Genomic DNA, 24,398 nt, shown 5'->3' on the forward strand with positions numbered 1-24,398 from the left:
GCGAAATCCTTTTCTGTCAAGCTTTTGGCGCAGCCCGGCCCGAGGCCAGCGCCTCCAGCCGCGCGGTTTCGGCCCGCAATCCGGTGGCCAGCGCTTCGGCAAAGGCCGCCAACCGGGCATTGCGGCGGTCATCTGCGTGGCGGATCAGATAGAAGGCGCGTTTGAGGCTCACGGCATCGGTGAGGATGCGCCGCACCCCCTGCGTCGCGGCGAGCGAGAAGTCATGCGCGACCCCAATCCCCCCGCCCTGCTGGATCATCCGCACCTGCACGGAGACGGAATTCGACGCCAGCGCCACCCGGCTGATGCCAAGGTCCGCAAGGTAGTCCAACTCACGGTCAAAGATCATATCGGGGATATAGCCGACCATCCGGTGCCCTTGCAGATCGCCCACAGCGGTCACCTCAGGATGCTGCGCCAGATAGCTTTCCGCGGCGGCGAGATGGAGGTGGTAGTCCGTCACTTTTTGCACCACCAGCCGCCCCGCCGTGGGCGCACTCACCCCGATGGCCATATCCGCCTCGCGCCGGGACAGGTTGAAAACGCGCGGCAATGCGATGATCTGCACGTCCAGATCGGGGTTCTTCGCGGCAATCGCCGCACAGACCTGTGGCAGCAGATAGTTCGCCGCGCCGTCGGGCGCGCCGACACGGATCTGCCCCGAAAGCTGATCGCTTTGCACCTGCACCCCGGCGGTGGCCGCGCGCATCGCCTGTTCGGCCCGCTCTGCCCGTTGCATCAGGTCTCGCCCCGCCTCGGTCAGCATATAGCCCTGTGGCGATTTCACGAAGAGGACGGTTTGCAACGCCTTTTCCAACCGTGCCATGCGGCGGCCCAGCGTCGCGGGATCGAGCCGCAGCAGCTTGCCCGCACCAGACAGGCTTTCCTCTCGTGCGACGGCGAGAAACAGCCGCAGGTCGTCCCAATTCTGATCCATCTACCTGCCCTCTTACGTTTTGCAAAAATGCAAGACGGTTTTGCCATCCTTCCTCTGTTCCGGTTCTTTTTGCAAGGCTATCGTGCCGCCAACCATAGAGGAGACCGATCATGCAAGAGATGACGCATTACCTGAACGGCGAACACGTTAAGGGCACCTCCGGGCGCTTTGCCGACGTGATGAACCCCGCCACCGGCGAGGTGCAGGCCAAGGTGCCGCTGGCCAATGGCGACGAGTTGAACAAGGCCGTGGAATACGCGCAGGCCGCGCAGCCGAAATGGGCCGCCACCAACCCGCAGCGTCGCGCCCGCGTGCTGATGAAATTCGTGGCCCTGCTGAACCGCGACATGGACAAGCTCGCCGAAGCGCTGAGCCGCGAGCACGGCAAGACCCTGCCCGACGCCGCCGGCGACGTGCAGCGTGGTCTCGAAGTGGTGGAATACTGCATCGGCGCGCCGGAACTGCTGAAGGGGGACTTCACCGACAGCGCAGGCCCCGGCATCGACATGTACTCCATGCGCCAGCCGCTGGGTGTCACCGCGGGCATCACGCCCTTCAACTTTCCGGCCATGATCCCGATGTGGATGTTCGCGCCCGCCATCGCCTGCGGCAACGCCTTCATCCTCAAGCCGTCCGAGCGTGACCCCTCCGTGCCGCTGATGCTGGCCGAACTGCTGGAAGAAGCCGGTCTGCCCAAGGGTATCCTGCAGGTCGTCAACGGCGACAAGGAAGCGGTCGACGCGATCCTGCACCATGACGTGATCCAGTCCATCGGCTTCGTCGGCTCCACCCCGATCGCCGAGTACATCTATGCCACCGGCTGCGCCAACGGCAAACGCGTGCAGTGCTTCGGCGGTGCCAAGAACCACATGATCATCATGCCCGACGCCGACCTCGATCAGGCCGCCGACGCGCTGGTGGGTGCGGGCTACGGTGCCGCGGGCGAACGCTGCATGGCGATCTCGGTCGCCGTGCCGGTGGGCGAGGAAACCGCCGACCGTCTGATCGAGAAGCTGGTGCCGCGCATCGAAAAGCTGAAAGTGGGCCCCTACACCGCCGGCAACGACGTGGACTATGGCCCCGTCGTCACCGCCGCCGCCAAGGCCAACATCGAACGTCTGGTTCAGACCGGCATCGATCAGGGCGCCGAACTGGTCGTCGACGGGCGCGACTTCAAACTACAGGGCTATGAGAACGGCTATTTCGTCGGTCCGCACCTGTTCGACCGCGCGACCAAGGACATGGACATCTACAAGCAGGAAATCTTCGGCCCCGTGCTGACCTGCGTCCGCGCCAAGGACTACGAAGAGGCGCTTGGCCTTGCGATGGACCACGAATACGGCAACGGCACGGCGATCTTCACCCGTGACGGCGATGCGGCGCGGGACTTCGCCAACCGCATCAACATCGGCATGGTCGGTGTGAACGTGCCGATCCCGGTGCCGCTGGCCTACCACACCTTCGGCGGCTGGAAGAAATCCGTCTTCGGCGATTTGAACCAGCACGGCCCGGATGCGTTCAAGTTCTACACCCGCACCAAGACCGTGACGGCCCGCTGGCCGTCGGGCATCAAGGAGGGTGGCGAGTTCTCCATCCCGGTGATGGAGTGATCCATCACGCCGGCTGCCCCCGCGGCAGTCGGCCCCATTGAACGAGGCCAGCGCCATGCAAAAAGAATTCACCATCGGTATCGAAGAAGAGTACCTTCTAGTCGACAAGGATTCACTGGCGCTGGCCGACACGCCCGCAGGGCTGATGGAGGATTGCCGCAAGGACCTCGGCGATCAGGTCAGCCCCGAGATGCTGCTCTGTCAGATCGAGATTGGCAGCAAACCCTGCGCCACTGTGGCCGAGGCCCGCGACGATCTGCGCCACCTGCGCAGCACCATCGCCAAACATGCCGCCAAACATAACCTCGCCCCCATCGCCGTGTCCTGCCATCCTTTCTCGGATTGGAAGAACCAAGAGATCACCCATAAGGAACGCTACGCCAAGATCGAGAGCGAGTTGGAGAACATCGCCCGCCGGATGCTGAGTTGCGGGATGCATGTGCATGTCGGCATCGACGGCGACGACCTGCGGGTCGACTTGATGCCGCAGTTCTCCTATTTCCTGCCGCATCTGCTCGCTCTTTCGGCGTCCTCGCCCTATTGGCAGGGCGAAGACACCGGACTGGCCTCCTACCGTCTTGCGGTGATGGAGAGCATGCCCCGCACCGGCCTGCCGCCGCTGCTTCATAGCTGGGGGGAATATGAGCGCAGCACGCAGGCGTTGATCGACCTCGACATCATTCCCGATCAATCGAAAATCTGGTGGGACCTGCGCCCCTCGACCCATTACCCCACGCTGGAAAGCCGCATTTGCGATGTGCAGCCGCGCCTGTCGCATGCGCTTGGGCTGGCGGGTCTGACCCAGTCTATCGCGCGCTTCCTCCTGCGCCTGCGCGACAGCAACCTGCGTTGGCGCGAGTATGACCGTTTCCTGATCGAGGAAAACCGCTGGCGCGCGCAGCGCTACGGGGTGAACGAGACGCTGATCGACTTTGGCGGGCCGACCCTCAAACCCTTCGACCAACTGTTCGAAGAGATCATCGGCCTGATCGCTGAGGATGCCGAAGCGCTCGGGTGTCTGGATGAGGTCTGCGCCTTGCGTGATGTGGTGAAAGAGGGCACCTCTGCCGACCGCCAGCGCAAAGTCTGGGCCGACGCGCCCGAGGGCAAAGGCGGCGAGGCTGTCGTCCGCAATCTGATCGAGGAATACCACGCCGATCTGTGACGCTTGTTGCGATACCTTTCGGCTGATAGAATTAAACAAGTGTTCAGTTCCAAGGACACATGACTTCAGGGAGGAGCCGCGATGGATTTCGCATTGAACGAGGAACAGACCGCCATTTTCGATATGGCCCATGCCTTTGGGCAGGACAATATCGCCCCCCATGCCCGTCAGTGGGAAAAGGACGGCACCATCCCCAAGGAATTGTGGCCGCAGATCGGCGAGCTGGGCTTCGGCGGGCTCTATGTCTCCGAAGAGACCGGCGGCGCGGGGCTCACGCGCCTCGACGCCACGCTGGTCTTCGAGGCGCTCTCGATGGCCTGCCCCTCGGTCGCGGCGTTCCTTTCGATCCACAACATGTGCGCCAAGATGCTCGACACTTTCGCCAGTGATGAGATGAAAGAGCGCGTGATGCCCAAGGTGCTCACCATGGAGACGGTTCTGAGCTACTGCCTGACCGAGCCCGGCTCCGGCTCCGACGCCGCTGCGCTCAAGACCCGCTGCGAGCGGACCAACGAAGGCTACACCCTGAACGGCACCAAGGCCTTCATCTCGGGCGGCGGCTATTCGGACGCCTATGTCACCATGGTCCGCACCTCCGACGAGGGCGCGCGCGGCGTCTCCACCGTCTATGTCGAGGACGGCACCCCGGGCCTCAGCTTCGGCGGTCTGGAAGACAAGATGGGTTGGCGGAGCCAGCCGACGGCGCTGGTGCAGTTCGACGATTGCAAGATCGGGGCCGAGAACCTTGTCGGCGAAGAGGGCAAGGGCTTCAAATACGCCATGGCGGGCCTTGACGGCGGGCGGCTCAATATCTCGGCCTGCTCGCTCGGTGCCGCGCAGACCGCGCTGAACAAGACGCTGGAATACATGGGCGACCGCAAGGCCTTTGGCCAGACCATCGACCAGTTCCAGGGGCTGCAGTTCCGCCTTGCCGACATGGAGATCGAGCTTCAGGCCGCCCGCACCTTCCTGCGTCAGGCGGCATGGAAGCTCGACACCGGCGCGCCGGACGCCACCAAGTTCTGCGCAATGGCCAAGAAATTCGTGACCGAGACCGGCAGCAAGGTTGTCGACCAGTGCCTGCAACTACACGGCGGCTACGGCTACCTTGCCGACTACGGCATCGAGAAGCTGGTCCGCGACCTGCGCGTACACCAGATCCTCGAAGGCACCAATGAGATCATGCGCGTGATCGTCGCCCGCGACATGCTCAAGAACCGCTGAGGCCCCTATGAGTGACATCAACATCCGCAAAACGGGGCGCGCGGGCCGCATCACCCTAACACGGCCCAAGGCGCTGAACGCGCTGAGCTACGACATGTGTATCGCCATCGAGAAGGCCATTGATGCTTGGCGCGACGACCCGGAGGTCGCGGTCGTCGTGTTAGACGCAGAGGGCGAGAAAGCCTTCTGCGCTGGCGGCGACGTCGCGCAACTCTACCAGACCGGCAAGGAGGGCGATTACGATTTCGCCCGGCAGTTCTGGGCCGATGAATACCGGCTCAACAACAAGCTGCATGGCTACCCCAAACCGGTGATCTCCTTCATGCAGGGCTTCACCATGGGCGGCGGCGTCGGCATCGGTTGCCACGGCTCGCACCGCGTCGTGGGTGAGACGAGCAAGATCGCCATGCCGGAATGCGGCATCGGTTTGGTGCCAGATGTCGGCGGCACGCTGCTGCTGGCGCAGGCACCGGGGCGAATGGGCGAATACCTCGGCCTCACCGGGGCGCGCATGGGTCCGGCGGATGTGCTGCACGCGGGCTTTGCGGACTACTTCATCCCCGAAGACCAATGGCCCGAGCTGATCGCGCGGTTGGAAGAAAACGGCGATCCCTTCATCCTCGACCGCGCGGCGACGACCCCGCCCCCATCCAAACTAGCCGAGGTTCAGGAGGAGGTAGACCACCTCTTCGCCACGGAGAGTTTAGCAAAGATCGAAGCCACCTTTTCCATATCGGAAAGCGCCTTCGCCGCCGAGACGCTGAAGACCCTGCGCCGCAACTCCCCCCTGTCGATGGGCTGCACGCTGGAAATGCTCCGCCGTCTGCGCGGCCCGGGCATCGGCATGGTCCCGGCGCTGCAACAGGAATACCGCTTTACCGCGCGATCACTGGAGAAAGGCGACTTCATCGAAGGCGTGCGCGCCGCGATCATCGAGAAGGATCGCAGCCCCAACTGGCAACATGCCGATTGGAACGTACCGCAGGCCGATGTCGCAGCCATGCTCGCCCCCTTGGGCGACAACGAATTGAAGTTGGAGGAAAATTCATGAGCAAACTCACAATCGGTTTCATCGGACTGGGCAATATGGGCGGCCCGATGGCGGCCAACCTCGCTGCCGCGGGCCATACGGTGCGCGGCAATGACGTGGCTGGCACCACCGCCGAAGGGGTCGCCGAGGCCAAGACCATCGCCGAGGCGGTCACCGACGCCGAAGTCGTCATCACCATGCTCCCCAATGGCGCGATCCTGCGCCAAGTCGCCGAAGAAGCGGTCGCCCATATGGCCCCCGGCGCGCTGCTGATCGACTGCTCCACCGTCGATGTAGAAAGCGCGCGTTTCGCGGCAGAGGCAGCGCAGAAAGCCGGGCTGCTTTTCGTCGACGCCCCCGTCTCCGGCGGCATCGGCGGCGCGCAGGGCGGCACGCTCACCTTCATGGCAGGCGGTGCGGAGGCGGCCTTCGAGAAAGCCAAACCGCTCTTCGACATCATGGGGCAAAAGGCCGTGCACTGCGGCGACGCGGGCGCGGGCCAAGCCGCGAAGATCTGCAACAACATGATCCTCGGCGCCACGATGATCGCCACCTGCGAAGCCTTCGCACTCGCCGACAAGCTGGGCCTTGATCGTGAGCGCATGTTCGACGTGGTTAGCACGTCCTCCGGCTATTCATGGTCAATGAACGCCTATTGCCCTGCCCCCGGCGTCGGTCCGCAGTCGCCTGCCGACAATGACTACAAACCGGGCTTCGCAGCGGAGCTGATGCTGAAAGACCTCGGCCTCGCGCAGCAAGCCGCTGAAATGGCCAATGCCGACACGCCCATGGGCGCACTGGCGAAAGAACTCTACACCCGCTTCGTCGAAGAAGAAGGCGGCAAGGGCAAGGATTTCTCTGCCATGCTCCCGCGGTTCGAGCAGCGCGGGCATCAAGGTTAAGCCCCTACCACAACCGACCCGATGAAGTGGCGGCGGTTATTCCGCCGCCACTTTCGTTTCCTTCCGCAGCATGGGCTTTAGGTACTTACCCGTATAGCTCTCGGCCACCTCCGCGACCTTTTCGGGCGTCCCCGTGGCCACAACGCGCCCGCCACCGTCACCGCCCTCAGGGCCGATATCGATGATGTGGTCGGCTGTTTTCACCACGTCGAGGTTATGCTCGATCACCACGACCGAGTTGCCCTGATCGACCAATTCATGCAGCACTTCCAGAAGCTTACGCACGTCTTCAAAATGCAAACCGGTGGTTGGCTCATCCAGAATGTAAAGCGTACGCCCGGTCGAGCGTTTGCTTAACTCTTTGCTGAGCTTCACCCGCTGCGCCTCACCGCCCGAAAGCGTCGTCGCCTGTTGACCGACCTTGATATACCCAAGACCAACCCGCATCAGGGCGTCCATCTTCTCACGGATCGACGGCACCGCGGCAAAGAAGCTCTGCGCATCTTCCACAGTCATATCAAGGACATCGGCGATGCTCTTGCCCTTGAACTTCACCTCTAGCGTCTCGCGGTTATAGCGCGCGCCCTTACAGGTCTCGCATTCCACATAGACGTCCGGCAGAAAGTGCATCTCGATCTTAATGACCCCGTCGCCCTGACAGGCCTCGCAACGACCCCCTTTGACATTGAAGGAGAAGCGCCCGGGCTTATAGCCGCGCTCCTTGGCCTCCGGCAGCCCGGCAAACCAGTCGCGGATTGGGGTGAAGGCCCCCGTATAAGTTGCTGGATTAGAACGCGGAGTTCGCCCAATCGGGCGTTGGTCAATGTCGATGACCTTATCGAGATGCTCCAACCCTTTGATCGTTTGACACGGCGCAGGCGTCTGTCGTGCACCGTTCAGATTCATCGAAGCGGTCTTGAACAGCGTCTCAATCGTCAGGGTCGATTTACCGCCCCCTGACACGCCCGTCACGCAGACGAACTTCCCCAGCGGAAAGTCCACCGTCACATTCTGCAAGTTGTTGCCGGTGGCCTTTACCACCTGCAACTTCTTCTTATTCCCCTTGCGCCGCTTCGCCGGGACCGAGATTTCGCGAACGCCGGTAAGGTATTGACCCGTGACAGAATTCGGATCGGCTGCAACCTCTTGCGGCGTGCCATGGCTGATAACCTGCCCGCCGTGGACCCCAGCCCCCGGCCCAATATCAAAGACGTAATCCGCCTCGCGGATGGCCTCCTCATCGTGCTCAACCACGATCACAGTGTTCCCCTGATCGCGCAGGTTCTTCAGTGTATCGAGGAGACGGTCATTGTCGCGCTGGTGCAGACCAATCGACGGCTCATCAAGAACATAGAGAACGCCCGTCAACCCCGAGCCGATCTGGCTCGCCAAACGAATGCGCTGACTCTCACCACCACTTAAAGTACCGCTTGAACGTGACATCGTAAGGTACTCAAGACCAACGTTATTAAGGAAGCCGAGACGCTCCCGGATTTCCTTCAAAATGGCCCGGGCAATCTCGTTCTTCTGATCGGTCAGATGGTCTGGCACCGTCTTGCACCAGTCGAAAGCCTCGCGGATCGACATCTCGACCACCTTGCCGATATGAAGCAATTCATCTTCACCGCCGTCCCGGGGGCCAATCCGCACCGCCAGCGCTTCGGGCCGCAGGCGATAGCCGCCGCAGGTGCCACAGGGGCGGTTATTCTGATAGCGCTCAAACTCCTCGCGCACCCAATTGCTATCGGTTTCGCGGTAGCGCCGCTGCATGTTGGGGATGACGCCCTCGAACACCCGCTTCACCTCATAGACGCGGCCGCCCTCGTCATAGCGGAAGGTGATCTCCTCCTTACCGGAGCCGTGGAGGAAGACGTTCTGCACTTTCTCAGGCAGGTCTTTCCAACGGGTCTTCTGGTCAAAATTGTAATGCTTCGCAATGGCTTCGATGGTCTGCTTAAAGTACGGAGACTTCCCCTTACGCCATGGTGCCAACGCCCCATCATAGATCTTTAGGTTTTGATCCGGCACCACCAAACGTTCGTCGAAGAAAAGCTCGACGCCAAGGCCGTCGCAAGACGGGCAAGCCCCGAAGGGCGCGTTGAAAGAGAACAGCCGCGGCTCAATCTCGGGGATGGTGAAGCCACTGACGGGACAGGCGAATTTCTCGGAGAACGTGTGGCGTTCTGCCTCTCCTTCGCTGGGGGCCGTTTCCAGCACAGCGATCCCGTCGGCAAGGTCGAGCGCGGTGCGAAGCGAGTCCGCAAGCCGCGTTTCCAAACCTTCGCGCACCACGATCCGATCTACGACGACGTCAATGTCATGGCGGAATTTCTTATCCAAGGTCGGCGGCTCATCCAGGTCGTAGAAGTCGCCATTCACCTTGACCCGCTGGAAGCCCTGCTTGCGCAACTCGATGAATTCTTTGCGGTATTCCCCCTTCCGGTCGCGGATGATGGGGGCCAGCAGATAGGCCCGCGTGCCCTCTTCCATCGTCATGATCCGGTCGACCATGTCCTGCACCTGCTGCGCTTCGATGGGCTTGCCGGTGGCGGGGCTATAGGGCGTGCCAACGCGGGCGAAGAGCAGACGCAGGTAGTCGTAAATCTCGGTTACCGTGCCGACGGTCGACCTTGGGTTCTTCGACGTGGTCTTTTGCTCGATTGAGATGGCGGGGCTGAGGCCGGAAATGTGATCCACATCCGGCTTTTGCATCATGTCAAGGAACTGCCGCGCATAGGCCGAGAGCGATTCCACATAGCGCCGCTGCCCTTCGGCATAGATCGTGTCGAAGGCAAGACTCGACTTGCCGGAACCAGAAAGCCCGGTGATTACAACCAGTTGGTCCCGTGGAATATCCACGTCGATGTTCTTCAAATTGTGCTCGCGCGCGCCGCGCACTTCAATATTCTTCAGCTCAGCCATCACATGCCCCTCTTAACGATTTGTACATAGGTGCTGATGCAGTGTTTTCCAACGGAAAAGTGAGAACTAAACAGGAACGTGCCGCCTGCGACGTCGGGCCGCACCGAGGAGAAGATGTGCCACAAGCCCCATAACGAAAGCCCCGCCCGCGAGTAGCGGCAGCGCCGCGGCGCCGAAGCTTGCCAGGCCGAAGGCCATGACCGGCGTGCCGAGGCTGTTCCCGAGGTTGCCCATCTGCGCCACCGCGCCGTTGGCCTGTGCCTGCGCGGCAGGGCCGGTGTTCAGCTGCGCCACAGCGGTGAAACTTGCCCCTTGGATCAGCCCCATGGCCCCAGCAAGCGCCAGACAGGCCAGCGGGGTGCCGGGGGCGAGCCAGAGCCAAACCATGGAAAGGGCCGAGAGGCCAAAGCCCGTTTGCACGACGTAGACCGCTGGCAGGCGGCGCAGCAGCGCCACGCCAATGGTCATCGACACCGCGATACTGGTGAGCGGCATGGCGGCCATGGTGACCGCGCGCCATGCCTCGGGGAGGTAGGGCGGCAAGACAGTGAGGATGGAGACGAAGCTGAATGTATAGAATAGCCAACCCGCCGCCGGGGCAGAGAGGAAGGGTGACCGGTAAATCGCAAGGTGATCGCGGAGTATCTGCGGCAGGGAGAAAGGCGGCTGCGCGCCCTCCTCCGGCAAGCTACGCAGACTGGTGGAGAGCACCAGCGCGCAGCCCGCCATATAGACCGCGTGAACGGCGAAGAGCGCTGGCACACCCCAGTTCAATGCGAGCGGGCGGCCGAAAAGCGTCAGGACCGCGAAGGCGACGCCAAAGAAGGTGCCCCAGAGGGTCAGGGTAAACCCGCGGTCTTTCACGGTGCTGAGCTGCGCGATGAGGGTCGGCGCGGCGACGACGATGGCCAGATGCGACAGACCTTCGACCACGCGGCTGGCCAGCATCCAGCCAACGCCCGGCAAGAACATCTGAAATGCCGACACAGCCGCGCCAAGCCAAAGGGCGAAGAGAAGCGCGCGGCGATAGCGGACCCGGGCGACCACCAGCCCCGCCACGACACCAAGGAGGATTCCGACTCCGCCCACCAAGGAGACCAAGAACCCGAGCGCCGCCCCGGCCTGCGGGTAGATATCCGGCAGCAGGTCGAAGATGACACTCATCTTGCCATATTGCGCTGCCGCCCCCAGCCCCGCGGCCCAAAGCGCAAAGACGCGCAGAAAGGAGGTGTGTTCAGCCATCTCCCCTCAAGCCTTCTGGGCCAGCGCCCAAGCGCAGAGCGGCATCTCGGGGTCGTTGGTCAAATCATCTGTGGTCTTGTCGAAAGCCGGGGGCCCGTCAGGCTCCAGATTGCGGGCGGCGGCGGCACGGTTGCCCCATTGTTTGGCGGTGATCCGATGCACCTCAAACCCGGCTTCGATCAGCAGGTTCTGCAGGCCCCGGGCGGACCAACGGGAGTTGTCATTTGGGGCGGCATGAAAGGGGATGAAAAACGGCACGGCGATCCAGAAATATCCACCCGGCCTGAGCATCTGTTGAACATGCCCCAAGGCCGTATAGGGCCGGTCGAGATGCTCCCAAACCTGATTGGCGAGGATCAGATTGAACTGCCGCACGGCACCGCTCGTGGGATCGGTGAAGGGCCCTGCGCAGATGTCGTAGGTCGGATAGGCGAACTGGGTGTAGCTCTTGAACGTGAACCGTTTGCCGAACTTGCCGGAGATTTCGGCGGCGTCCAGCGTTTCAGGGTTCAAACGGTCAATCATCCGGCGGGTGCTTCGGTGCATGACGACACGGTTTAGGCTGACCACGACATGGCTCCCGACGGTTTGGCCGAAGTACGGCGGGGCGAGGCGCGTTGGGCGCGCCCTGCCCCGCGCGCTTTACATATGAATCACGCGGTCGAAAGCGTCGAGCACAGATTCATGCATCATCTCGCTGAGCGTCGGATGCGGGAAGACGGTGTTCATCAGGTCTTCTTCGGTGGTCTCCAACTGGCGACCCACGACATAGCCTTGGATCAGCTCCGTCACCTCGGCCCCGACCATATGCGCGCCCAGAAGTTCGCCGGTTTTGGCGTCGAAGATGGTTTTCACCAGCCCCTCAGGCTCACCCAAAGCCACGGCCTTGCCATTGCCGATGAAGGGGAAACGCCCGACCTTAATGTCATAGCCCTGCTCTTTGGCCTTCGCCTCGGTCAGCCCGACGGAGGCGACTTGGGGGTGGCAATAGGTGCAGCCGGCGATGCTTTCGGGTTTGACGGGATGGGGTTTCTGGCCCGCGATCAGCTCGGCCACCATGACGCCCTCGTGGCTGGCCTTATGCGCAAGCCAGGGCGCACCCGCGATGTCGCCAATGGCAAAGAGCCCATCGACCCCGGTGCGGCAATATTCATCCGTCACGACATGGGTGCGGTCGACCTTGACGCCAAGCTCTTCCAGCCCCAGCCCTTCGGTATTGCCAACAATGCCAACGGCGGAAATCACGGTGTCGAACTCAAGCTTCTCGACCTTGCCGTCCCGCTCGATATGGGCGGTGACCTTGTCGTCCGCACGGTCGAGCTTCTTGACCGTGGCCTTTTGCATGATGGTCATGCCCTGTTTTTCGAATGCCTTTTTGGCGAACTTCGAAATCTCTTCGTCTTCGACAGGCAGCACGCGGTCCATCACCTCGACCACCGTGGTATCGGCGCCAAGGGTGTTGTAAAAGCTCGCAAATTCGATGCCGATGGCACCGGACCCGATGACCAGCAGTTTCTTGGGGTCGTGCACAGGTTGCAGGGCGTGGCGGTAGGTCCAGACGCGCTTGCCGTCCGCCTCCAGCCCCGGCAATTCGCGGGCCCGTGCGCCGGTGGCGAGCACGATATTCTTGGCCGTCAGCTCCTCGCCGCCCTTCTCGGTTTTGACGGAGACCTTCCCCTTCGCGGGGATCGAAGCCTCGCCCATGAAGACCTCGACCTTGTTTTTCTTCAGCAGGTGTTTGACCCCGCCTTCCATCTGCTTGGCCACGCCGCGCGAGCGTTTGACCACGGCCTCAAGATCATAGTCGATCTTGTCGGCGGCCAGACCGAAGTCCTTAGCCCGGTGCATCAGGTGGAACACTTCGGCAGAGCGCAGCAGCGCCTTGGTGGGGATACAGCCCCAGTTGAGGCAGATACCGCCGAGATTTTCCCGTTCAACCACCGCGACCTTAAGGCCAAGCTGTGCGCCACGGATCGCGGCGACATAGCCGCCCGGCCCCGCACCGATCACGATCAGATCAAAGGATTTGGCAGCCATGGCAAGGACCTCGCGTTAGGGTTTGCAAATATAGTTTACCGCTAAACCATATTTGCAATCGCCACAACCACGCGTGTTGCCCCGGCCTGCCCAAGGCTCAGGCCGCTTGAAGTTCCGCGCGCAGGCCCTTGACCGTCCGCCCATAGCCGCCCGCGTCGAGATAGGAGGTCTCCTGCGCGGTGAAACTGCGTGACAGCGCCTTATTGCGATAGGGAAAACGGCCAAACTGGCGGATCACTTCGCGGTGGGCGCGGGCATGCAACAGGTTGCTGCCGTCGCTTTTCGGCATTCGCTCGCACATCAGACGCACGCAGCGGTCCTGATCGCAGAGGTTTTCGGAATGCATCAGCGGCAGGTAGAAGAACTGCCGCGCGGGCGCCTCAACCCGCATGTCCCAGCCCTTTTCAATCGCCAGCTTTGCCGCCGCCAGCGCGGTCCGGTCACTGGAGAAGGCTTTGCCCGTGTCGCGGAACATGTTGCGCGGGAATTGATCCGTCAGGATCAGAAAGGCCAGCGCGTCGGTGGGATTGGTCAGCCAGTGGTTCAGCTTGCCCGCCTGCGCCTCATTCCAAAGCCCCTCGAAACGCGCGCGGATATCAGCGTCCAACGTTTCGGAACTGTTGTACCATCCGGCCGGACCTACGCCTTCGAGCCAGAAATTCAGTACATCTTGGGGTTCTGCATTTGTAGCAGCCATCCCGCACACTCCTTTGCCGCAATCTGGGCGTTTCGTTAAAGTTAAGAACGTCTTACCGCAAAAGCCTAGTCACGTTTTATGTCATCCGCGACATCGTTATCGCTATCAGGGGCGTTTTTCTCTGCTTCGGCGTTTTCTTGGGCAGCCTCCTCGGCGGCCTCCTGTTCCGTTTCAATGATATATTCCTGCGCGATCTCCACGGCCACGGCAGTGGCCGAAGGGTAGATCGGCACGTAGTTGCCCGTCTCGTCGACCGGTACCGCGGCACGCTGTGTCTTACGGTAGGAGGCATAGGCGGCCAGAGCGGCGAAAAGCACGGCGGTGAAGAGGTAAAAGCCCCCCGGCCCAAGCGCCGTGCCCATCATCCAACCGGTGATCACCGGGCCCAGAACCGCGCCCAAGCCGTTGATAAATATCATCCCGCCCGAGGCCGAGGCCATGTCCTCATGCTCAAGAAAGTCGTTGGTGTGGGCCATGAGCAGCGAGTAGAGCGGGTTCGACATGCCGCCCACCAGAAAGGCCGTGGCCAGCAGGATCGGGAAGATATGGCCCAGCGTCATCCCGATGACCGAGCCGATACCGCCGAGCGTGGCAACGATGACGATCAGGCTGCGGCGGTCCATGCGGTCCGAGATCCAGCCGATGGGGTATTGCAGGATCACGGAGCCGACGAAGAACATCGCCACGAAAAGTGAAATCTGCCCGACACTCAGCCCGGCCTCGGCGCCGTAAACCGCCGCCATGCCGAACTGCGCGGAGAAGACGCCGCCCAGAAGGAACATGCCGACACAGCCCAAGGGCGAGAAATCCATCAACTCGCGCAGGCTCATCGGCTTGGTGGTATCAAAAGGCGGTGTCGGGCTGATCGACAAAAGGATCGGGGTCACCGCGATGCTCACCAGCACCGAGGGGATGACGAAGAGCACGAAGCCCGAGGGGTCGGCGGTCAGCAAGAGCGCCTGCGCGATCACGATGCCCAGTGTCTGCACGATCATATAGGCCGAGAGCGCCTGCCCACGGTTCTCATTCGTGGCGGCGTTGTTCAGCCAGCTTTCCGCGGTCACGTAGACGGCGGAGAAGCAAAAGCCGATCAGCACCCGGCCCAGCGACCAGACGATGGTATTGGGGAAGGTCGGATAGATGATCATCACCGCCGAGATCAGCGAGGCCAATGCCGCAAAGACCCGCACGTGGCCCACCCGCCGGATCATCCCCGGCGCCATGCGCGACCCGCCGAGGAAGCCCACGAAATAGGCCGACATGACGATCGACATCTGGAAGGTCGAGAAGCCTTCGATGCCGCCGCGGATACCCAGCAGCGTGCCTTGCATGCCGTTGCCGACCATCAACAGGCACATGCCCAGCAAAAGCGCCCATGCGCTTGAAACCACTTGAACCATCAGTCAATTCCTTGTTCGCCCAAGCCCTCCCATGGACGGCAATCGCAGGCTAGTCACCCCCTAGTGCGACATTCAAGCGGGTTTTTGCGCCTCAGGCAGCAGAAGGGAGGAATCGCCGTAGGAGAAAAAGCGATAGCCCTCGCCGATGGCATGGGCATAGATACCCTTCACCCGCTGCACCCCCATGAGGGCCGAGACCAGCATCATCAGCGTGGATTTGGGCAGGTGGAAATTCGTCATCAGCCCGTCGGTGACGTTGAACGTGAACCCCGGCGTGATGAAAATATCGGTGTCGCCTTCCCAAGCGGTGATCTCACCACCACGGGCCGCCGTCTCGATCAAGCGCAGGGCGGTGGTGCCCACGGGGATCACGCGCCCTCCGGCGGCGCGGGTGGCGGCAATCTCTTCAGCGGCCTTTGCGCTAACCCGGCCCCATTCGGCGTGCATCTTGTGTTCCGAGATGTCGTCGACCTTGACCGGCAGGAAGGTGCCCGCGCCGACATGCAGGGTGACATGGCTAAATGTGATGCCCTTCGCGGCCAGTGCTTCGAGCAGCGGCTCGTCGAAATGCAGCGAGGCCGTAGGCGCCGCGACCGCGCCCGCGTGGCGGGCAAAGACGGTTTGGTAATCGGTCATGTCCTGCGCATCAGCGGCACGTTTGGCGGCGATATAGGGCGGCAGCGGCATCGCCCCCGCGGCATTAAGCGCCGCATCGAAATCATCGCCCGCGCAATTGAACCGCAGATGCCCCTGCCCGTCTTCCACTGCTTCCAACGTGGCGCGCAGATCGTCGGAAAAGACGACCTCTTCGCCAATCTTCAGCTTGCGCAGCGGCTTAATCAGCGCCGACCAAGTGCCGTTCCCGCGCGGCTCCAACAGGGTGACTTCGATCTTGGCCTGCACCGCCCCTTGGGCCGAGGCCCGGCGGCGAATGCCGCTCAGCCGTGCGGGGATCACGCGGGTGTCGTTCAGCACCAATCGGTCGCCGGGGCGCAGCCAGTCGGTCAGGTCGGTCACGCGCCGGTCGTGCAGAGCGTCGCCCTCGGCCACCAGCAACCGCGCGGAAGAACGCGGGTTGGCGGGGCGGGTGGCGATCAGGGTCTCAGGCAGATCGAAATCGAAATCGGAAAGCTTCATCGGCGCGGCTCCGGGTCTGGCGGCAGGGTCGCTTTGGCGCTTAGCGTTCCTCCGGCACCCGGGCAACCGGATTCGCTTGGCCCTGCACCTGTGGCGGCTGGGGCGGCGGACGGCGAAACAGCTCGCGGAACATGCCGGGGGTGAGCGCCGAGAGCGGGTTGACCGAAACGCTGGGGTCTTTCGCGGCCCCCGTGAGCCGGTAATTGAACCCGATCAGCCCCTCGCCCTTGCGGGTAAAGAGCGACCCGATCCCGTTGAACATATAGACTGGAGAGATCACGCCCTGCATGTCGATCAACCCGCTGTCGAGCACATAGACACCGTCCATCGACAGGCCCAAGGACGCGCCCACGGCGCTGGCCTCGGTCAAGGTCAGGCGGTTCGGGGTCAGGCGAAAATTCGCCTCCACATCGTCGAAGTAAATCCCGTCGCCGTTGAGCTCGTTGATTAGCCCGACGACCGAGATGGCATTGACCAGCGCCGCGATCCCCGGCGCATCGCGAATGGCGACATCGCTGACCGTGATCTGCCCGTCAAAGGCCCCGCCCGAGCCGACCGGCAGCAGGGTGAGCGACAGATTGCCCCCGACCACCTGTTTAACCAACCCGGCAGAGCGCAGCACCCCGCCTGCGTCGTCCGAGACCACCCGCACCGCGCTGCGCCCCGCCTGGGGCAGCACCCGCCCCTGCACCGGCGTGCCGCCATTGAGCCGGGCGGTAAAGGCGCCGTCCATTCCCTTGGCGGTGTCGAATGTGCCCGAAAGATCGGTCAGGTAAATCGTGTCGGTGATCTGCAACCGGTCCAGCGCCACGCGCATCGGCGGCCCAGCTTGCCCCTCGGCCCCGCCGAACTCGGCCCGGCGCATGTCGAGCGTGCCGCCGCCCAGCACCACCTGCACCGGGTTGCCCTTGCCCTGCCCGATCAGTTGCAACGGGATATCCAGCCAGTCGCCCCGCCGCAGCCGGTCGATCCGCACCCGGTCCAATGCGCCGCCGGGGGCGAGGTCGATGGAGCCCGCCACCCGCAGCCCCGGCGCGTTCAATTGAAAGGCGTCGATATTCGGCGTCTCGCCCAAACGCCCCGCCAGTCGCAACTCGCCCTTGGTGCCCGGCGCCTTGCTCCATGACAGTTGCGGGACGGAGACGCCCAAACCCGCCAGATCGCTTTGCAAGGTGAAGCGCGGCGCTTCGCCCTTCTTGAGGTCCACGGCAATCTGCCCGCGCCCTTCACCGCGCAGGCTGCCGGGGGGCAGTGCCACGCCAAAGGCTTCGAGCCCCGCCGGGGTCAGCGCCACTTGAGCCGTCAGGCGGCTTTCGTCCGAGCCGAGGCCGATTGCCTGCGACCATTCCCCGTCGAAGCCTACCCCGTCGATACGTCCCGCGCCGCCGATGGTGATACGGTCATTGTCGGCGGTGATGGCCAGTTTGCTGGCCTGAAGGCTGCGGTCCTTAACGAGCGTATCGGTCGAGAGCGCCAGCAAATCCCCCGCAAAGTGATAGCGCACGTCTTCGGGCTTGCCGCCCTTTTTCAACGGCAGCGCCAGCGTGCCTTTCAGCACCGCCTCCCCATCCGCGAGCGTCACGGGCAGCCCGGCCTTTTCCATCACCCGCATCGGCGGCTGGTTCAGCAGCGACAGCGCCGCGGTCAGGGTGGAGCGCGTGTTAAGCCGGATAACCGAGGGGCTGCCGTCTTTCACCCGCACGTCAGGAATGATGAAGGACGAGCCATCCAGAGTCACCGCCCCGCCCTGCGGCGCGATCACCTCGCCCGCGTCCACCGTGACGACAAGGCGGTTGTCGAGCAGGCTCATATGGCCGCTGCCGTCCATAATATGTGGCAGGGTCTTCAGAAACCGCACCTCGGCCCCGGCATAGTCGAAGGCAACATAGGTCTGCGGCGCTTCCCCCGGCGCCATCCGCAGCGCCAGATCGAGGTTGCGCATTCGGCCCGCGTGAAGGTTCTCGTCCAGCCATTTGCGGGTCTTGGGTTTCACCCCCTCGGGCCAGAGCGCCAACAGGCGTTCCGGGCTGAGCCGGTCCATCCGCCCGTCGAGCGACAGGTTCCAGCCCTCCGCCTCGGCCACCAGCGCGCCATCAAGGCGCAGGTTGCGGCCCTGATCGCTGATCTCCAGACGGCCCAGTTTCAGGCGAAACGGGTTTAGGCTGAGTTCAAAGTCGATATCCGCCTGATCCAAGGCCACCGTCTCAGGATAGACCTCCGCCGGATTGGCCCGCAGGTCGCGCAGGCTGAACTGCCCCACCATCCGCCCCGGAATGCCGCCCGTGACGTCGCCCAGTTGCGAACTGCCGGTGATATTGCCCGAGACCCAAGGGCTATCGAGCGACATCTCGTCAAAGCGCAGCAAATGGCGCGCGGGATCATAGCTGAAATAGCTCTGCGCCCCATCGAAGGGGATCGGTTTGGTCTGCGCATTGGGCTGCAACACACCCTTGCCGATCTGCAGAGAGGCGTTGATCGGCGCGAAACGGCCCGCGCTGTCGATGCCGCTGCGCACCGCGCCCGAGATATTGGTCCGCAGCACCTCAAGCCACGAAAACGCTGGCCCCTGCGCCGCGATGTCGCGCGCATCGACCCCGTCGAATGTCACGCCGAAGGTCGCCGCATTCTCTCCAATCTGGCTGCTGTAATTCGCGGTCAACGTGGCCACTCCCGCGCCCCCACTCAGCACCGCAAGATCGGCGGAGAGGTCAAGCGCATCGCCGCTACGCGACAGGCGCAGCCGCCCGCCGTCCCCGGTCCAAGCGCGGCCTGCGCGCGCGTCCTCGAACCGCAGTGTCAGCGCGCGCAACTCGACCGAGCGTAGGGCGGAAAGCGCGGGTGCGGCCAGCACCTCGTCGATCTGGCCGATAAGTTGCGGCAGGGTCGCCGCCTCCCGCTCGGGTGGGGCAATCCCGGCTCCGGCGCTCAGGCTCACCCGGCCATCCGCCCCGCGGCGCAGGTTGGCCACCACGCCCGAAAGCGAAATCGCCCGCGGCTGCGCCACACCGCGCAGCAGGGACTGCATCGACAGGCTGGCCTTGAACTCATTAAAACTGACGATCTCATCGCCCTCGGGCGTGGTGACAAAGATGTCTTGCAAACGCACGCGGGGGCGCCAACCCTCATCGACGACGAATTCCATCGCGCCGAAATCCACCCGCGCTTGCGGCAGGGCCGAGGCGATCCGCGCCTCGATCCGTGTCTGCACCCAAAGCGGCGCCGGAATCGGACGCCCGGTGAAATAGACCGCCGCCCCGGTGGCCAGCGCCGCCAAGAGCACCAGCACCACAGCCGAGACGATCCCCGCGCGGCGGCGCGACCGGCGGCGCGGCGGCCCTTCGCCATCTGGCGCAGGGGGACTGGAAAGGGACGGGTCGCGCATCGGGCTCCGGTTCGACTGGGGCGGCTTTCTGGGGCGGCTTTGACGTTGTCAAATCAGATGCAGTATGACAGCCCTGAACGACCCTTCACAAGCCAAAGGAACCGCCCCATGTCGCAGATCGGACCCCAGCCCGGCCAACCGGCCCCGGATTTCACCCTTCCCGTGACCGGCGGTGGCGAGATCACGCTCTCTGCCTTGCGCGGCGCGCCGGTTGTTCTGTTCTTCTACCCGCGCGACGACACGCCCGGCTGTACCAAGGAATCGATCGGCTTTTCCGAGCGTTTTTCTGAGTTCGCCGAGGCAGGCGTGCAGGTCTTTGGCATTTCGCGTGACAGTATGGACAAACACGACAAATTCGCCGCCAAACACGCGCTGACGGTGCCGCTTTTGTCAGACACCGATGGCGCGGTGACCGAAGCCTATGAGGTTTGGGTCGAAAAGAACATGTACGGCAAGAAATCCATGGGCATTGAACGCGCGACCTATCTGATCGACGCCGAAGGGCAGATCGCGCAGGTCTGGCGCAAGGTGAAGGTGCCGGGCCATGTGGATGCCGTGCTCGACGCGGTGCGCGGCGCATGATGCCGCTGGCGGAAATGGCCGAGGCGGTGCTGCGCACGGCAGATGGGCGCGAGAAGACCGCGCTGTCGCGGAAATATGCGGCGCAGTGGCTCTCGGCCCGCGAGGCCGGTGAACGCCCCGAGGTGGGCCGCGCCGACCCGCCGCTGCACCCTGCCCGGCCCGCACAGCCCGAGTTGCTCTCGCCCCGCGACGTCCCGCGCCGCCGTCCCGGCACGCCCGAAGGCCGCGCGGCGCTGCTCCATGCCGTGGCGCATATCGAGTTGAACGCCGTGGATTTGCATTGGGATGTGATCGCCCGCTTCTCCCATGTGCCGCTGCCCTTGGGCTTTTATGACGATTGGGTCAAAGCAGCTGATGACGAATCCAAACATTTCAACCTGATGTGCGACTGTCTTGAGGAAATGGGCAGCCATTACGGTGCCATGCCCGCCCATGCCGGCATGTGGCGCGCCGCCGAAGACACGGTGGACGATCTGATGGGCCGCCTCGCCGTGGTGCCCATGGTGCTGGAGGCGCGCGGCCTTGATGTGACCCCCGGGATGATCGAGATTTTCCGCAAAGCAAAGGCCGACAGCGCCGTGGCCGCGCTTGAGACGATCTATGCCGAAGAGGTCGCCCATGTGGCCTATGGCAGCAAGTGGTTTCACTTCCTCTGTGGCCGCCATGACGACGACCCAAAGGACCGTTTTCATGCCCTCGTGCGCAAGTATTTCCATGGCGATCTGAAGCCGCCCTTCAACGAGGAAAAGCGCGCCGAGGCGGGAATCCCGCCCGATTTCTACTGGCCCCTGACCGCGGATGGCGGGCCAAGCTGAACCGGGCCTGACGCAGCAAGTGCTTGGTATCGGCGGTTTTTTGCCAATGAAAAAGCGCTTTTTTGGGCGAATGGGGGAATGCCGCGCAGGCGCGGGTCAATAGGGTTGCCCCATTCGCGGGCACTGGCTATTGACGTTGGGCGCGAAGGGGCCGAGCCCCGCGCACCGACGGGACGGGACAAAGGACGAAAACGTGCGCACACGGATTGCCATCAAGACGCATGCTCTGCTTGAGCAGTATTTTCCCGAACGCCGCGTCTTTTTGAAATCCGACAGCGACACACGTTTCATCCGCCTGCGGCCCGGCACCCAGATCCTTGGGCTGGCGGGATCGGCCTTTCTGGTCTCTTGGGCCATCATCGCCACCGCCATCATCTTGATGGACAGCATTGGCTCCGGCAATTTCCGCGAACAGGCCAAACGCGACCAGCGCACCTATCAGGCCCGGTTGAACGAGCTTTCCGCGCAGCGCGACCTGCGCGCCGAAGAGGCGCTTGCCGCCCAAGACCGCTTTAACGCCGCGCTGACACAGATTTCCGTCATGCAGTCCGAACTGTTGGCCTCTGAGACGCGCCGCCGCGAATTGGAAACCGGGATCGAGGTGATCCAATCCACCCTGCGTGACACGATGAAAGACCGCCAGAAGGCCCGGCTGAAACTGGCCGAACTGGAAGGCAGCCTTGAGAATGGCGAAGCAGGCATCCTGCGCGCCGATGCCGATCAAGCACCGGTCGATTTCCTTGCCCAAGCCCTTGCCCGGACCGCGGCGGAGCGCGACAAGGTCGTGGTCGACGCGCAGGATGCGCTGTTGCAGGCCGATGAGATGGCGCAGGAAATCGCGCTGATGCGCGACCAGAACGACGCGATCTTCCGCCAGCTTGAAGAAGCGATGAGCGTCTCTGTCGCCCCGCTTGACAAGATGTTCCGCAGCGCGGGCATGCCGACTGACCGTATCCTCGCCACCGTGCGCCGTGGCTATTCCGGCCAAGGCGGGCCAATGACACCGCTGTCCTTCACCACCCGCGGCGAAGAGCTGAGCCCCGACACGCTGCGTGCGAACAAGCTGCTGGGCCAGATGGACCGGTTGAACCTCTACCGCATCGCCGCCGAAAAGGCGCCTTTCGCAAACCCGGTCAAAAACGCTTTCCGCTTCACCAGCCAGTTCGGCTATCGCCGCGATCCCAAGACAGGTGGCCGCCGCATGCACAAGGGCGTCGACTTTGCCGCCGGCATGGGCACGCCGCTTTATGCGACCGCCGATGGCGTGGTGATTCACGCAGGCTGGTCCTCGGGCTATGGCCGTCTGGTCAAGATCCAGCATGAGTTCGGCATCGAGACCCGTTATGCCCACATGTCCAAGCTGCGCGTGAAAGTTGGTCAAAGAGTCTCGCGCGGGCAGCATATTGGTGATATGGGAGCATCAGGACGGGTCACCGGTGTCCATCTCCACTATGAAGTCCGCGTAGGTGGCAAGGCTGTTAACCCCATGATCTATATCAAGGCTGCAAACGATGTTTTCTAAAAGCAAAATCAACGATCCCGCCCCTCAGGATGCAGATGTGTCCAAACCGGCACCTTCCAATGCTTCGGCGTCCCCCGCGCCCGCTAAGCAGAGCGAGTTCAAGGCCAGCGCGCCCAAGGCGAAGCCGCCCGCATCCGTTCTGTCTTCGGACCTGCATGTGACCGGCAACATGAAAACGACGGGCGACGTTCAGGTTGAAGGCACAGTCGAAGGCGACATTCGCGCCCATCTGCTGACCATTGGTGAGACAGCGACGATCAAGGGCGAAGTGGTTGCCGATGACGTGGTGATCAATGGCCGCATCGTGGGCCGCGTGCGTGGCCTCAAGGTGCGCCTGACATCGACCGCGCGGGTCGAAGGCGACATCATCCACAAAACCATCGCGATCGAATCCGGCGCGCATTTCGAAGGCTCCGTGCAGCGTCAGGACGACCCGCTGAACCCCGGCGCGAAATCCGCACCCGCGCAGAAGCCGAACCCCGCGTCATAAGGTTTCGGCAGGCTAAACATTCGCAGGCGTCGCAGGGAATGCGGCGCCTGTTTGCTTGGGGGGGGGCGGTCTACGCTGCGCCCTGCCCGCTTCGCCAATATCAATAGCTTGGAATATGCACCCCGCTGCTCTGCGGGCAGGCCACTGGCGATAACGCTCATTTCATCACGGCCTGAGCTGGCCGGTGCGCGGGGTGAGCAAGCCCACCCCACGCGATGCTAGTCGGAACGTTACTCAGTCACAGTGACCTTCTGCATCACGTCCGGCGTGCCCACGACGGCGCCGTTCGGGCCGGTGCCGCGCTTGATGGCATCGACCACGTCCTGCCCTTCGGTGACCTTGCCAACCACGGTGTACTGACCGTTAAGGAAGGGTGCTTCGTCGAACATGATGAAGAACTGGCTGTTGGCGCTGTCGGGGCTCTGGCTACGGGCCATGCCGACGACGCCCTTCTCATAGGCAATGTCCGAGAACTCCGCTTTCAGGTCAGGCTTCTCGGAGCCGCCCATGCCAGCGCGCGCAGTGTCGCCATCGGCGCGGCCAAACTGCACATCGCCGGTCTGCGCCATGAAACCGTCGATCACGCGGTGAAAGACCACCCCGTCATAGGCGCCTTCCTCGGCCAGTTCGGTGATCTGCGCCACGTGGTTGGGCGCGACGTCTTCGAGCAGGTCGATCTTGACGGTGCCATTGGCCTCGCCCGCGACCTCGATCTCGAGCCCGGTGGCCATGGCCGCCGAGCCGAGAAGCGCCAGAACGGCGCTGGAGGTGGCGATCTTACGCATCTGCGGCCACCTTGACGGAGATCATGCGGTCAGGGTTCGCAGGCGGCTCGCCCCGGGTGATCGCGTCGACATGCTCCATGCCAGAAATGACCTGCCCGTAAACGGTGTATTGACCGTTGAGGAAGTCATTGTCCTTGAAGTTGATGAAGAACTGGCTGTTGGCGCTGTCGGGGTTGGCCGAACGGGCCGCACCGATGGTGCCGCGGGCGTGCGGAACCTTGGAGAATTCTGCGGGCAGGTTCGGCAGGTCCGAGCCGCCAGTGCCCGCCGCGCGCAGGTTGAAGTTGTCTTCCATGTTGCCATTGGCCACGTCGCCAGTCTGGGCCATAAACCCTTCGATCACGCGGTGGAAGGCGACATTATCGTATTTCCCGGCGCGCGCCAGTTCCTTCATGCGCTCCACGTGCTTGGGCGCGAGGTCGGGCATCAGTTCGATGGTGACGGTGCCGTCCTTCAGTTCCATCAGGATGGTATTCTCGGGGTCTTTGATCTCGGCCATGGGGCAATCCTTTGATTTGT

At 63.1% G+C, this 24,398-nt stretch carries 20 protein-coding genes; 9 read left to right on the plus strand and 11 right to left on the minus strand.

Annotated features, from left to right (window positions below; all coding sequences use genetic code 11):
- Positions 1–16 precede the first annotated feature (16 nt).
- Entirely contained in the window at positions 17–937 is a 921-nt protein-coding gene (locus tag ACGYK9_RS02770; RefSeq protein WP_067265445.1) for a LysR family transcriptional regulator, read from the minus strand.
- A gap of 110 nt (positions 938–1,047) precedes the next feature.
- Between ACGYK9_RS02770 and ACGYK9_RS02775 the strand changes: the two genes are divergently transcribed.
- From ACGYK9_RS02775 to mmsB, 5 genes are all read left to right on the plus strand, one after another.
- Positions 1,048–2,547, plus strand: a complete 1,500-nt coding sequence (locus tag ACGYK9_RS02775) for a CoA-acylating methylmalonate-semialdehyde dehydrogenase (RefSeq protein WP_394408293.1) — start codon at positions 1,048–1,050, stop codon at positions 2,545–2,547.
- 55 nt (positions 2,548–2,602) lie between these two features.
- Positions 2,603–3,712 carry a carboxylate-amine ligase gene (locus ACGYK9_RS02780; protein WP_394408296.1) on the plus strand — a complete coding sequence of 370 codons (1,110 nt, stop codon included), beginning with the start codon at positions 2,603–2,605 and terminating at the stop codon, positions 3,710–3,712.
- Positions 3,713–3,793: 81 nt separating this feature from the next.
- Positions 3,794–4,936 (plus strand): acyl-CoA dehydrogenase family protein, encoded by a 1,143-nt coding sequence (locus ACGYK9_RS02785; RefSeq protein ID WP_394408299.1) that lies wholly within the window; start codon positions 3,794–3,796, stop codon positions 4,934–4,936.
- Between the two features lie 7 nt (positions 4,937–4,943).
- A complete protein-coding gene (locus ACGYK9_RS02790) occupies positions 4,944–5,987 on the plus strand; it encodes an enoyl-CoA hydratase/isomerase family protein (protein ID WP_394408302.1) in 1,044 nt (347 codons plus the stop codon).
- Positions 5,984–6,868 (plus strand): 3-hydroxyisobutyrate dehydrogenase, encoded by an 885-nt coding sequence (gene mmsB / locus ACGYK9_RS02795; protein WP_394408305.1) that lies wholly within the window; start codon positions 5,984–5,986, stop codon positions 6,866–6,868. The genes ACGYK9_RS02790 and mmsB overlap by 4 nt, the downstream gene beginning before the upstream one ends.
- A 36-nt stretch (positions 6,869–6,904) precedes the next feature.
- Here the strand turns inward: mmsB and uvrA are convergent, their stop codons facing one another.
- The 8 genes from uvrA to ACGYK9_RS02835 all read right to left on the minus strand — a co-directional run bounded on the left by uvrA (position 6,905) and on the right by ACGYK9_RS02835 (position 19,685).
- On the minus strand, positions 6,905–9,790 hold the full coding sequence (uvrA, locus tag ACGYK9_RS02800; RefSeq protein ID WP_394408307.1) for an excinuclease ABC subunit UvrA: 2,886 nt from the start codon (positions 9,788–9,790) through the stop codon (positions 6,905–6,907).
- Positions 9,791–9,856: 66 nt separating this feature from the next.
- Positions 9,857–11,032, minus strand: a complete 1,176-nt coding sequence (locus ACGYK9_RS02805; protein WP_394408309.1) for an MFS transporter — start codon at positions 11,030–11,032, stop codon at positions 9,857–9,859.
- 6 nt (positions 11,033–11,038) lie between these two features.
- Positions 11,039–11,602 (minus strand): methyltransferase domain-containing protein, encoded by a 564-nt coding sequence (locus ACGYK9_RS02810; RefSeq protein ID WP_394408311.1) that lies wholly within the window; start codon positions 11,600–11,602, stop codon positions 11,039–11,041.
- A gap of 72 nt (positions 11,603–11,674) precedes the next feature.
- Entirely contained in the window at positions 11,675–13,069 is a 1,395-nt protein-coding gene (gene lpdA, locus ACGYK9_RS02815) for a dihydrolipoyl dehydrogenase (RefSeq protein WP_394408313.1), read from the minus strand.
- A gap of 97 nt (positions 13,070–13,166) precedes the next feature.
- Positions 13,167–13,766, minus strand: a complete 600-nt coding sequence (locus tag ACGYK9_RS02820) for a DUF924 family protein (protein ID WP_394408316.1) — start codon at positions 13,764–13,766, stop codon at positions 13,167–13,169.
- A gap of 65 nt (positions 13,767–13,831) precedes the next feature.
- A complete protein-coding gene (locus ACGYK9_RS02825; RefSeq protein ID WP_394408319.1) occupies positions 13,832–15,166 on the minus strand; it encodes an MFS transporter in 1,335 nt (444 codons plus the stop codon).
- Positions 15,167–15,238: 72 nt separating this feature from the next.
- The gene (queA, locus tag ACGYK9_RS02830; RefSeq protein ID WP_394408322.1) at positions 15,239–16,303 is read right to left on the minus strand and encodes a tRNA preQ1(34) S-adenosylmethionine ribosyltransferase-isomerase QueA; all 1,065 of its coding nucleotides are present in this window, start codon (positions 16,301–16,303) and stop codon (positions 15,239–15,241) included.
- Positions 16,304–16,343: 40 nt separating this feature from the next.
- On the minus strand, positions 16,344–19,685 hold the full coding sequence (locus ACGYK9_RS02835; protein ID WP_394408325.1) for a DUF3971 domain-containing protein: 3,342 nt from the start codon (positions 19,683–19,685) through the stop codon (positions 16,344–16,346).
- A gap of 108 nt (positions 19,686–19,793) precedes the next feature.
- On the opposite strand from ACGYK9_RS02835, the gene ACGYK9_RS02840 reads away from it, so the two are divergent.
- The 4 genes from ACGYK9_RS02840 (at position 19,794) to ACGYK9_RS02855 (ending at position 23,094) form a co-directional block, all read left to right on the plus strand.
- Positions 19,794–20,267, plus strand: coding sequence for a peroxiredoxin (locus ACGYK9_RS02840; RefSeq protein WP_394408328.1), 474 nt, complete (start codon positions 19,794–19,796; stop codon positions 20,265–20,267).
- The gene (locus ACGYK9_RS02845) at positions 20,264–21,082 is read left to right on the plus strand and encodes a ferritin-like domain-containing protein (protein ID WP_209217615.1); all 819 of its coding nucleotides are present in this window, start codon (positions 20,264–20,266) and stop codon (positions 21,080–21,082) included. The genes ACGYK9_RS02840 and ACGYK9_RS02845 overlap by 4 nt, the downstream gene beginning before the upstream one ends.
- A gap of 193 nt (positions 21,083–21,275) precedes the next feature.
- Complete coding sequence (locus ACGYK9_RS02850; RefSeq protein WP_394408331.1) at positions 21,276–22,604, plus strand: DUF5930 domain-containing protein; 1,329 nt, start codon at positions 21,276–21,278, stop codon at positions 22,602–22,604.
- Positions 22,594–23,094, plus strand: a complete 501-nt coding sequence (locus tag ACGYK9_RS02855) for a polymer-forming cytoskeletal protein (protein ID WP_394408333.1) — start codon at positions 22,594–22,596, stop codon at positions 23,092–23,094. The genes ACGYK9_RS02850 and ACGYK9_RS02855 overlap by 11 nt, the downstream gene beginning before the upstream one ends.
- Positions 23,095–23,324: 230 nt before the next feature.
- Here ACGYK9_RS02855 and ACGYK9_RS02860 read toward each other — a convergent pair whose 3' ends face one another.
- The gene (locus tag ACGYK9_RS02860; RefSeq protein WP_394408336.1) at positions 23,325–23,879 is read right to left on the minus strand and encodes a peptidylprolyl isomerase; all 555 of its coding nucleotides are present in this window, start codon (positions 23,877–23,879) and stop codon (positions 23,325–23,327) included.
- Positions 23,872–24,378, minus strand: a complete 507-nt coding sequence (locus ACGYK9_RS02865) for a peptidylprolyl isomerase (protein WP_394403571.1) — start codon at positions 24,376–24,378, stop codon at positions 23,872–23,874. Before ACGYK9_RS02865 ends, ACGYK9_RS02860 begins: the two co-directional genes overlap by 8 nt.
- Positions 24,379–24,398 lie beyond the last annotated feature (20 nt).

The sequence above is a fragment of the Sulfitobacter sp. 1A15258 genome (assembly GCF_043557045.1).
In the GTDB taxonomy this organism is placed as follows: Bacteria; Pseudomonadota; Alphaproteobacteria; order Rhodobacterales; family Rhodobacteraceae; genus Sulfitobacter; species Sulfitobacter faviae.

What these genes read in the sequence shown, in the direction of transcription:
- ACGYK9_RS02825 (WP_394408319.1), bottom strand. Translation starts at nt 15,166, where the DNA reads ATGGTTCAAGTGGTTTCAAGCGCATGGGCGCTTTTGCTGGGCATGTGC.
- ACGYK9_RS02820 (WP_394408316.1), bottom strand. Translation starts at nt 13,766, where the DNA reads ATGGCTGCTACAAATGCAGAACCCCAAGATGTACTGAATTTCTGGCTC.
- ACGYK9_RS02845 (WP_209217615.1), top strand. Translation starts at nt 20,264, where the DNA reads ATGATGCCGCTGGCGGAAATGGCCGAGGCGGTGCTGCGCACGGCAGAT.
- uvrA (WP_394408307.1), bottom strand. Translation starts at nt 9,790, where the DNA reads ATGGCTGAGCTGAAGAATATTGAAGTGCGCGGCGCGCGCGAGCACAAT.
- ACGYK9_RS02775 (WP_394408293.1), top strand. Translation starts at nt 1,048, where the DNA reads ATGCAAGAGATGACGCATTACCTGAACGGCGAACACGTTAAGGGCACC.
- queA (WP_394408322.1), bottom strand. Translation starts at nt 16,303, where the DNA reads ATGAAGCTTTCCGATTTCGATTTCGATCTGCCTGAGACCCTGATCGCC.
- ACGYK9_RS02770 (WP_067265445.1), bottom strand. Translation starts at nt 937, where the DNA reads ATGGATCAGAATTGGGACGACCTGCGGCTGTTTCTCGCCGTCGCACGA.
- lpdA (WP_394408313.1), bottom strand. Translation starts at nt 13,069, where the DNA reads ATGGCTGCCAAATCCTTTGATCTGATCGTGATCGGTGCGGGGCCGGGC.
- ACGYK9_RS02805 (WP_394408309.1), bottom strand. Translation starts at nt 11,032, where the DNA reads ATGGCTGAACACACCTCCTTTCTGCGCGTCTTTGCGCTTTGGGCCGCG.
- ACGYK9_RS02780 (WP_394408296.1), top strand. Translation starts at nt 2,603, where the DNA reads ATGCAAAAAGAATTCACCATCGGTATCGAAGAAGAGTACCTTCTAGTC.
- ACGYK9_RS02855 (WP_394408333.1), top strand. Translation starts at nt 22,594, where the DNA reads ATGTTTTCTAAAAGCAAAATCAACGATCCCGCCCCTCAGGATGCAGAT.
- ACGYK9_RS02860 (WP_394408336.1), bottom strand. Translation starts at nt 23,879, where the DNA reads ATGCGTAAGATCGCCACCTCCAGCGCCGTTCTGGCGCTTCTCGGCTCG.
- ACGYK9_RS02790 (WP_394408302.1), top strand. Translation starts at nt 4,944, where the DNA reads ATGAGTGACATCAACATCCGCAAAACGGGGCGCGCGGGCCGCATCACC.
- ACGYK9_RS02840 (WP_394408328.1), top strand. Translation starts at nt 19,794, where the DNA reads ATGTCGCAGATCGGACCCCAGCCCGGCCAACCGGCCCCGGATTTCACC.
- mmsB (WP_394408305.1), top strand. Translation starts at nt 5,984, where the DNA reads ATGAGCAAACTCACAATCGGTTTCATCGGACTGGGCAATATGGGCGGC.
- ACGYK9_RS02865 (WP_394403571.1), bottom strand. Translation starts at nt 24,378, where the DNA reads ATGGCCGAGATCAAAGACCCCGAGAATACCATCCTGATGGAACTGAAG.
- ACGYK9_RS02785 (WP_394408299.1), top strand. Translation starts at nt 3,794, where the DNA reads ATGGATTTCGCATTGAACGAGGAACAGACCGCCATTTTCGATATGGCC.
- ACGYK9_RS02835 (WP_394408325.1), bottom strand. Translation starts at nt 19,685, where the DNA reads ATGCGCGACCCGTCCCTTTCCAGTCCCCCTGCGCCAGATGGCGAAGGG.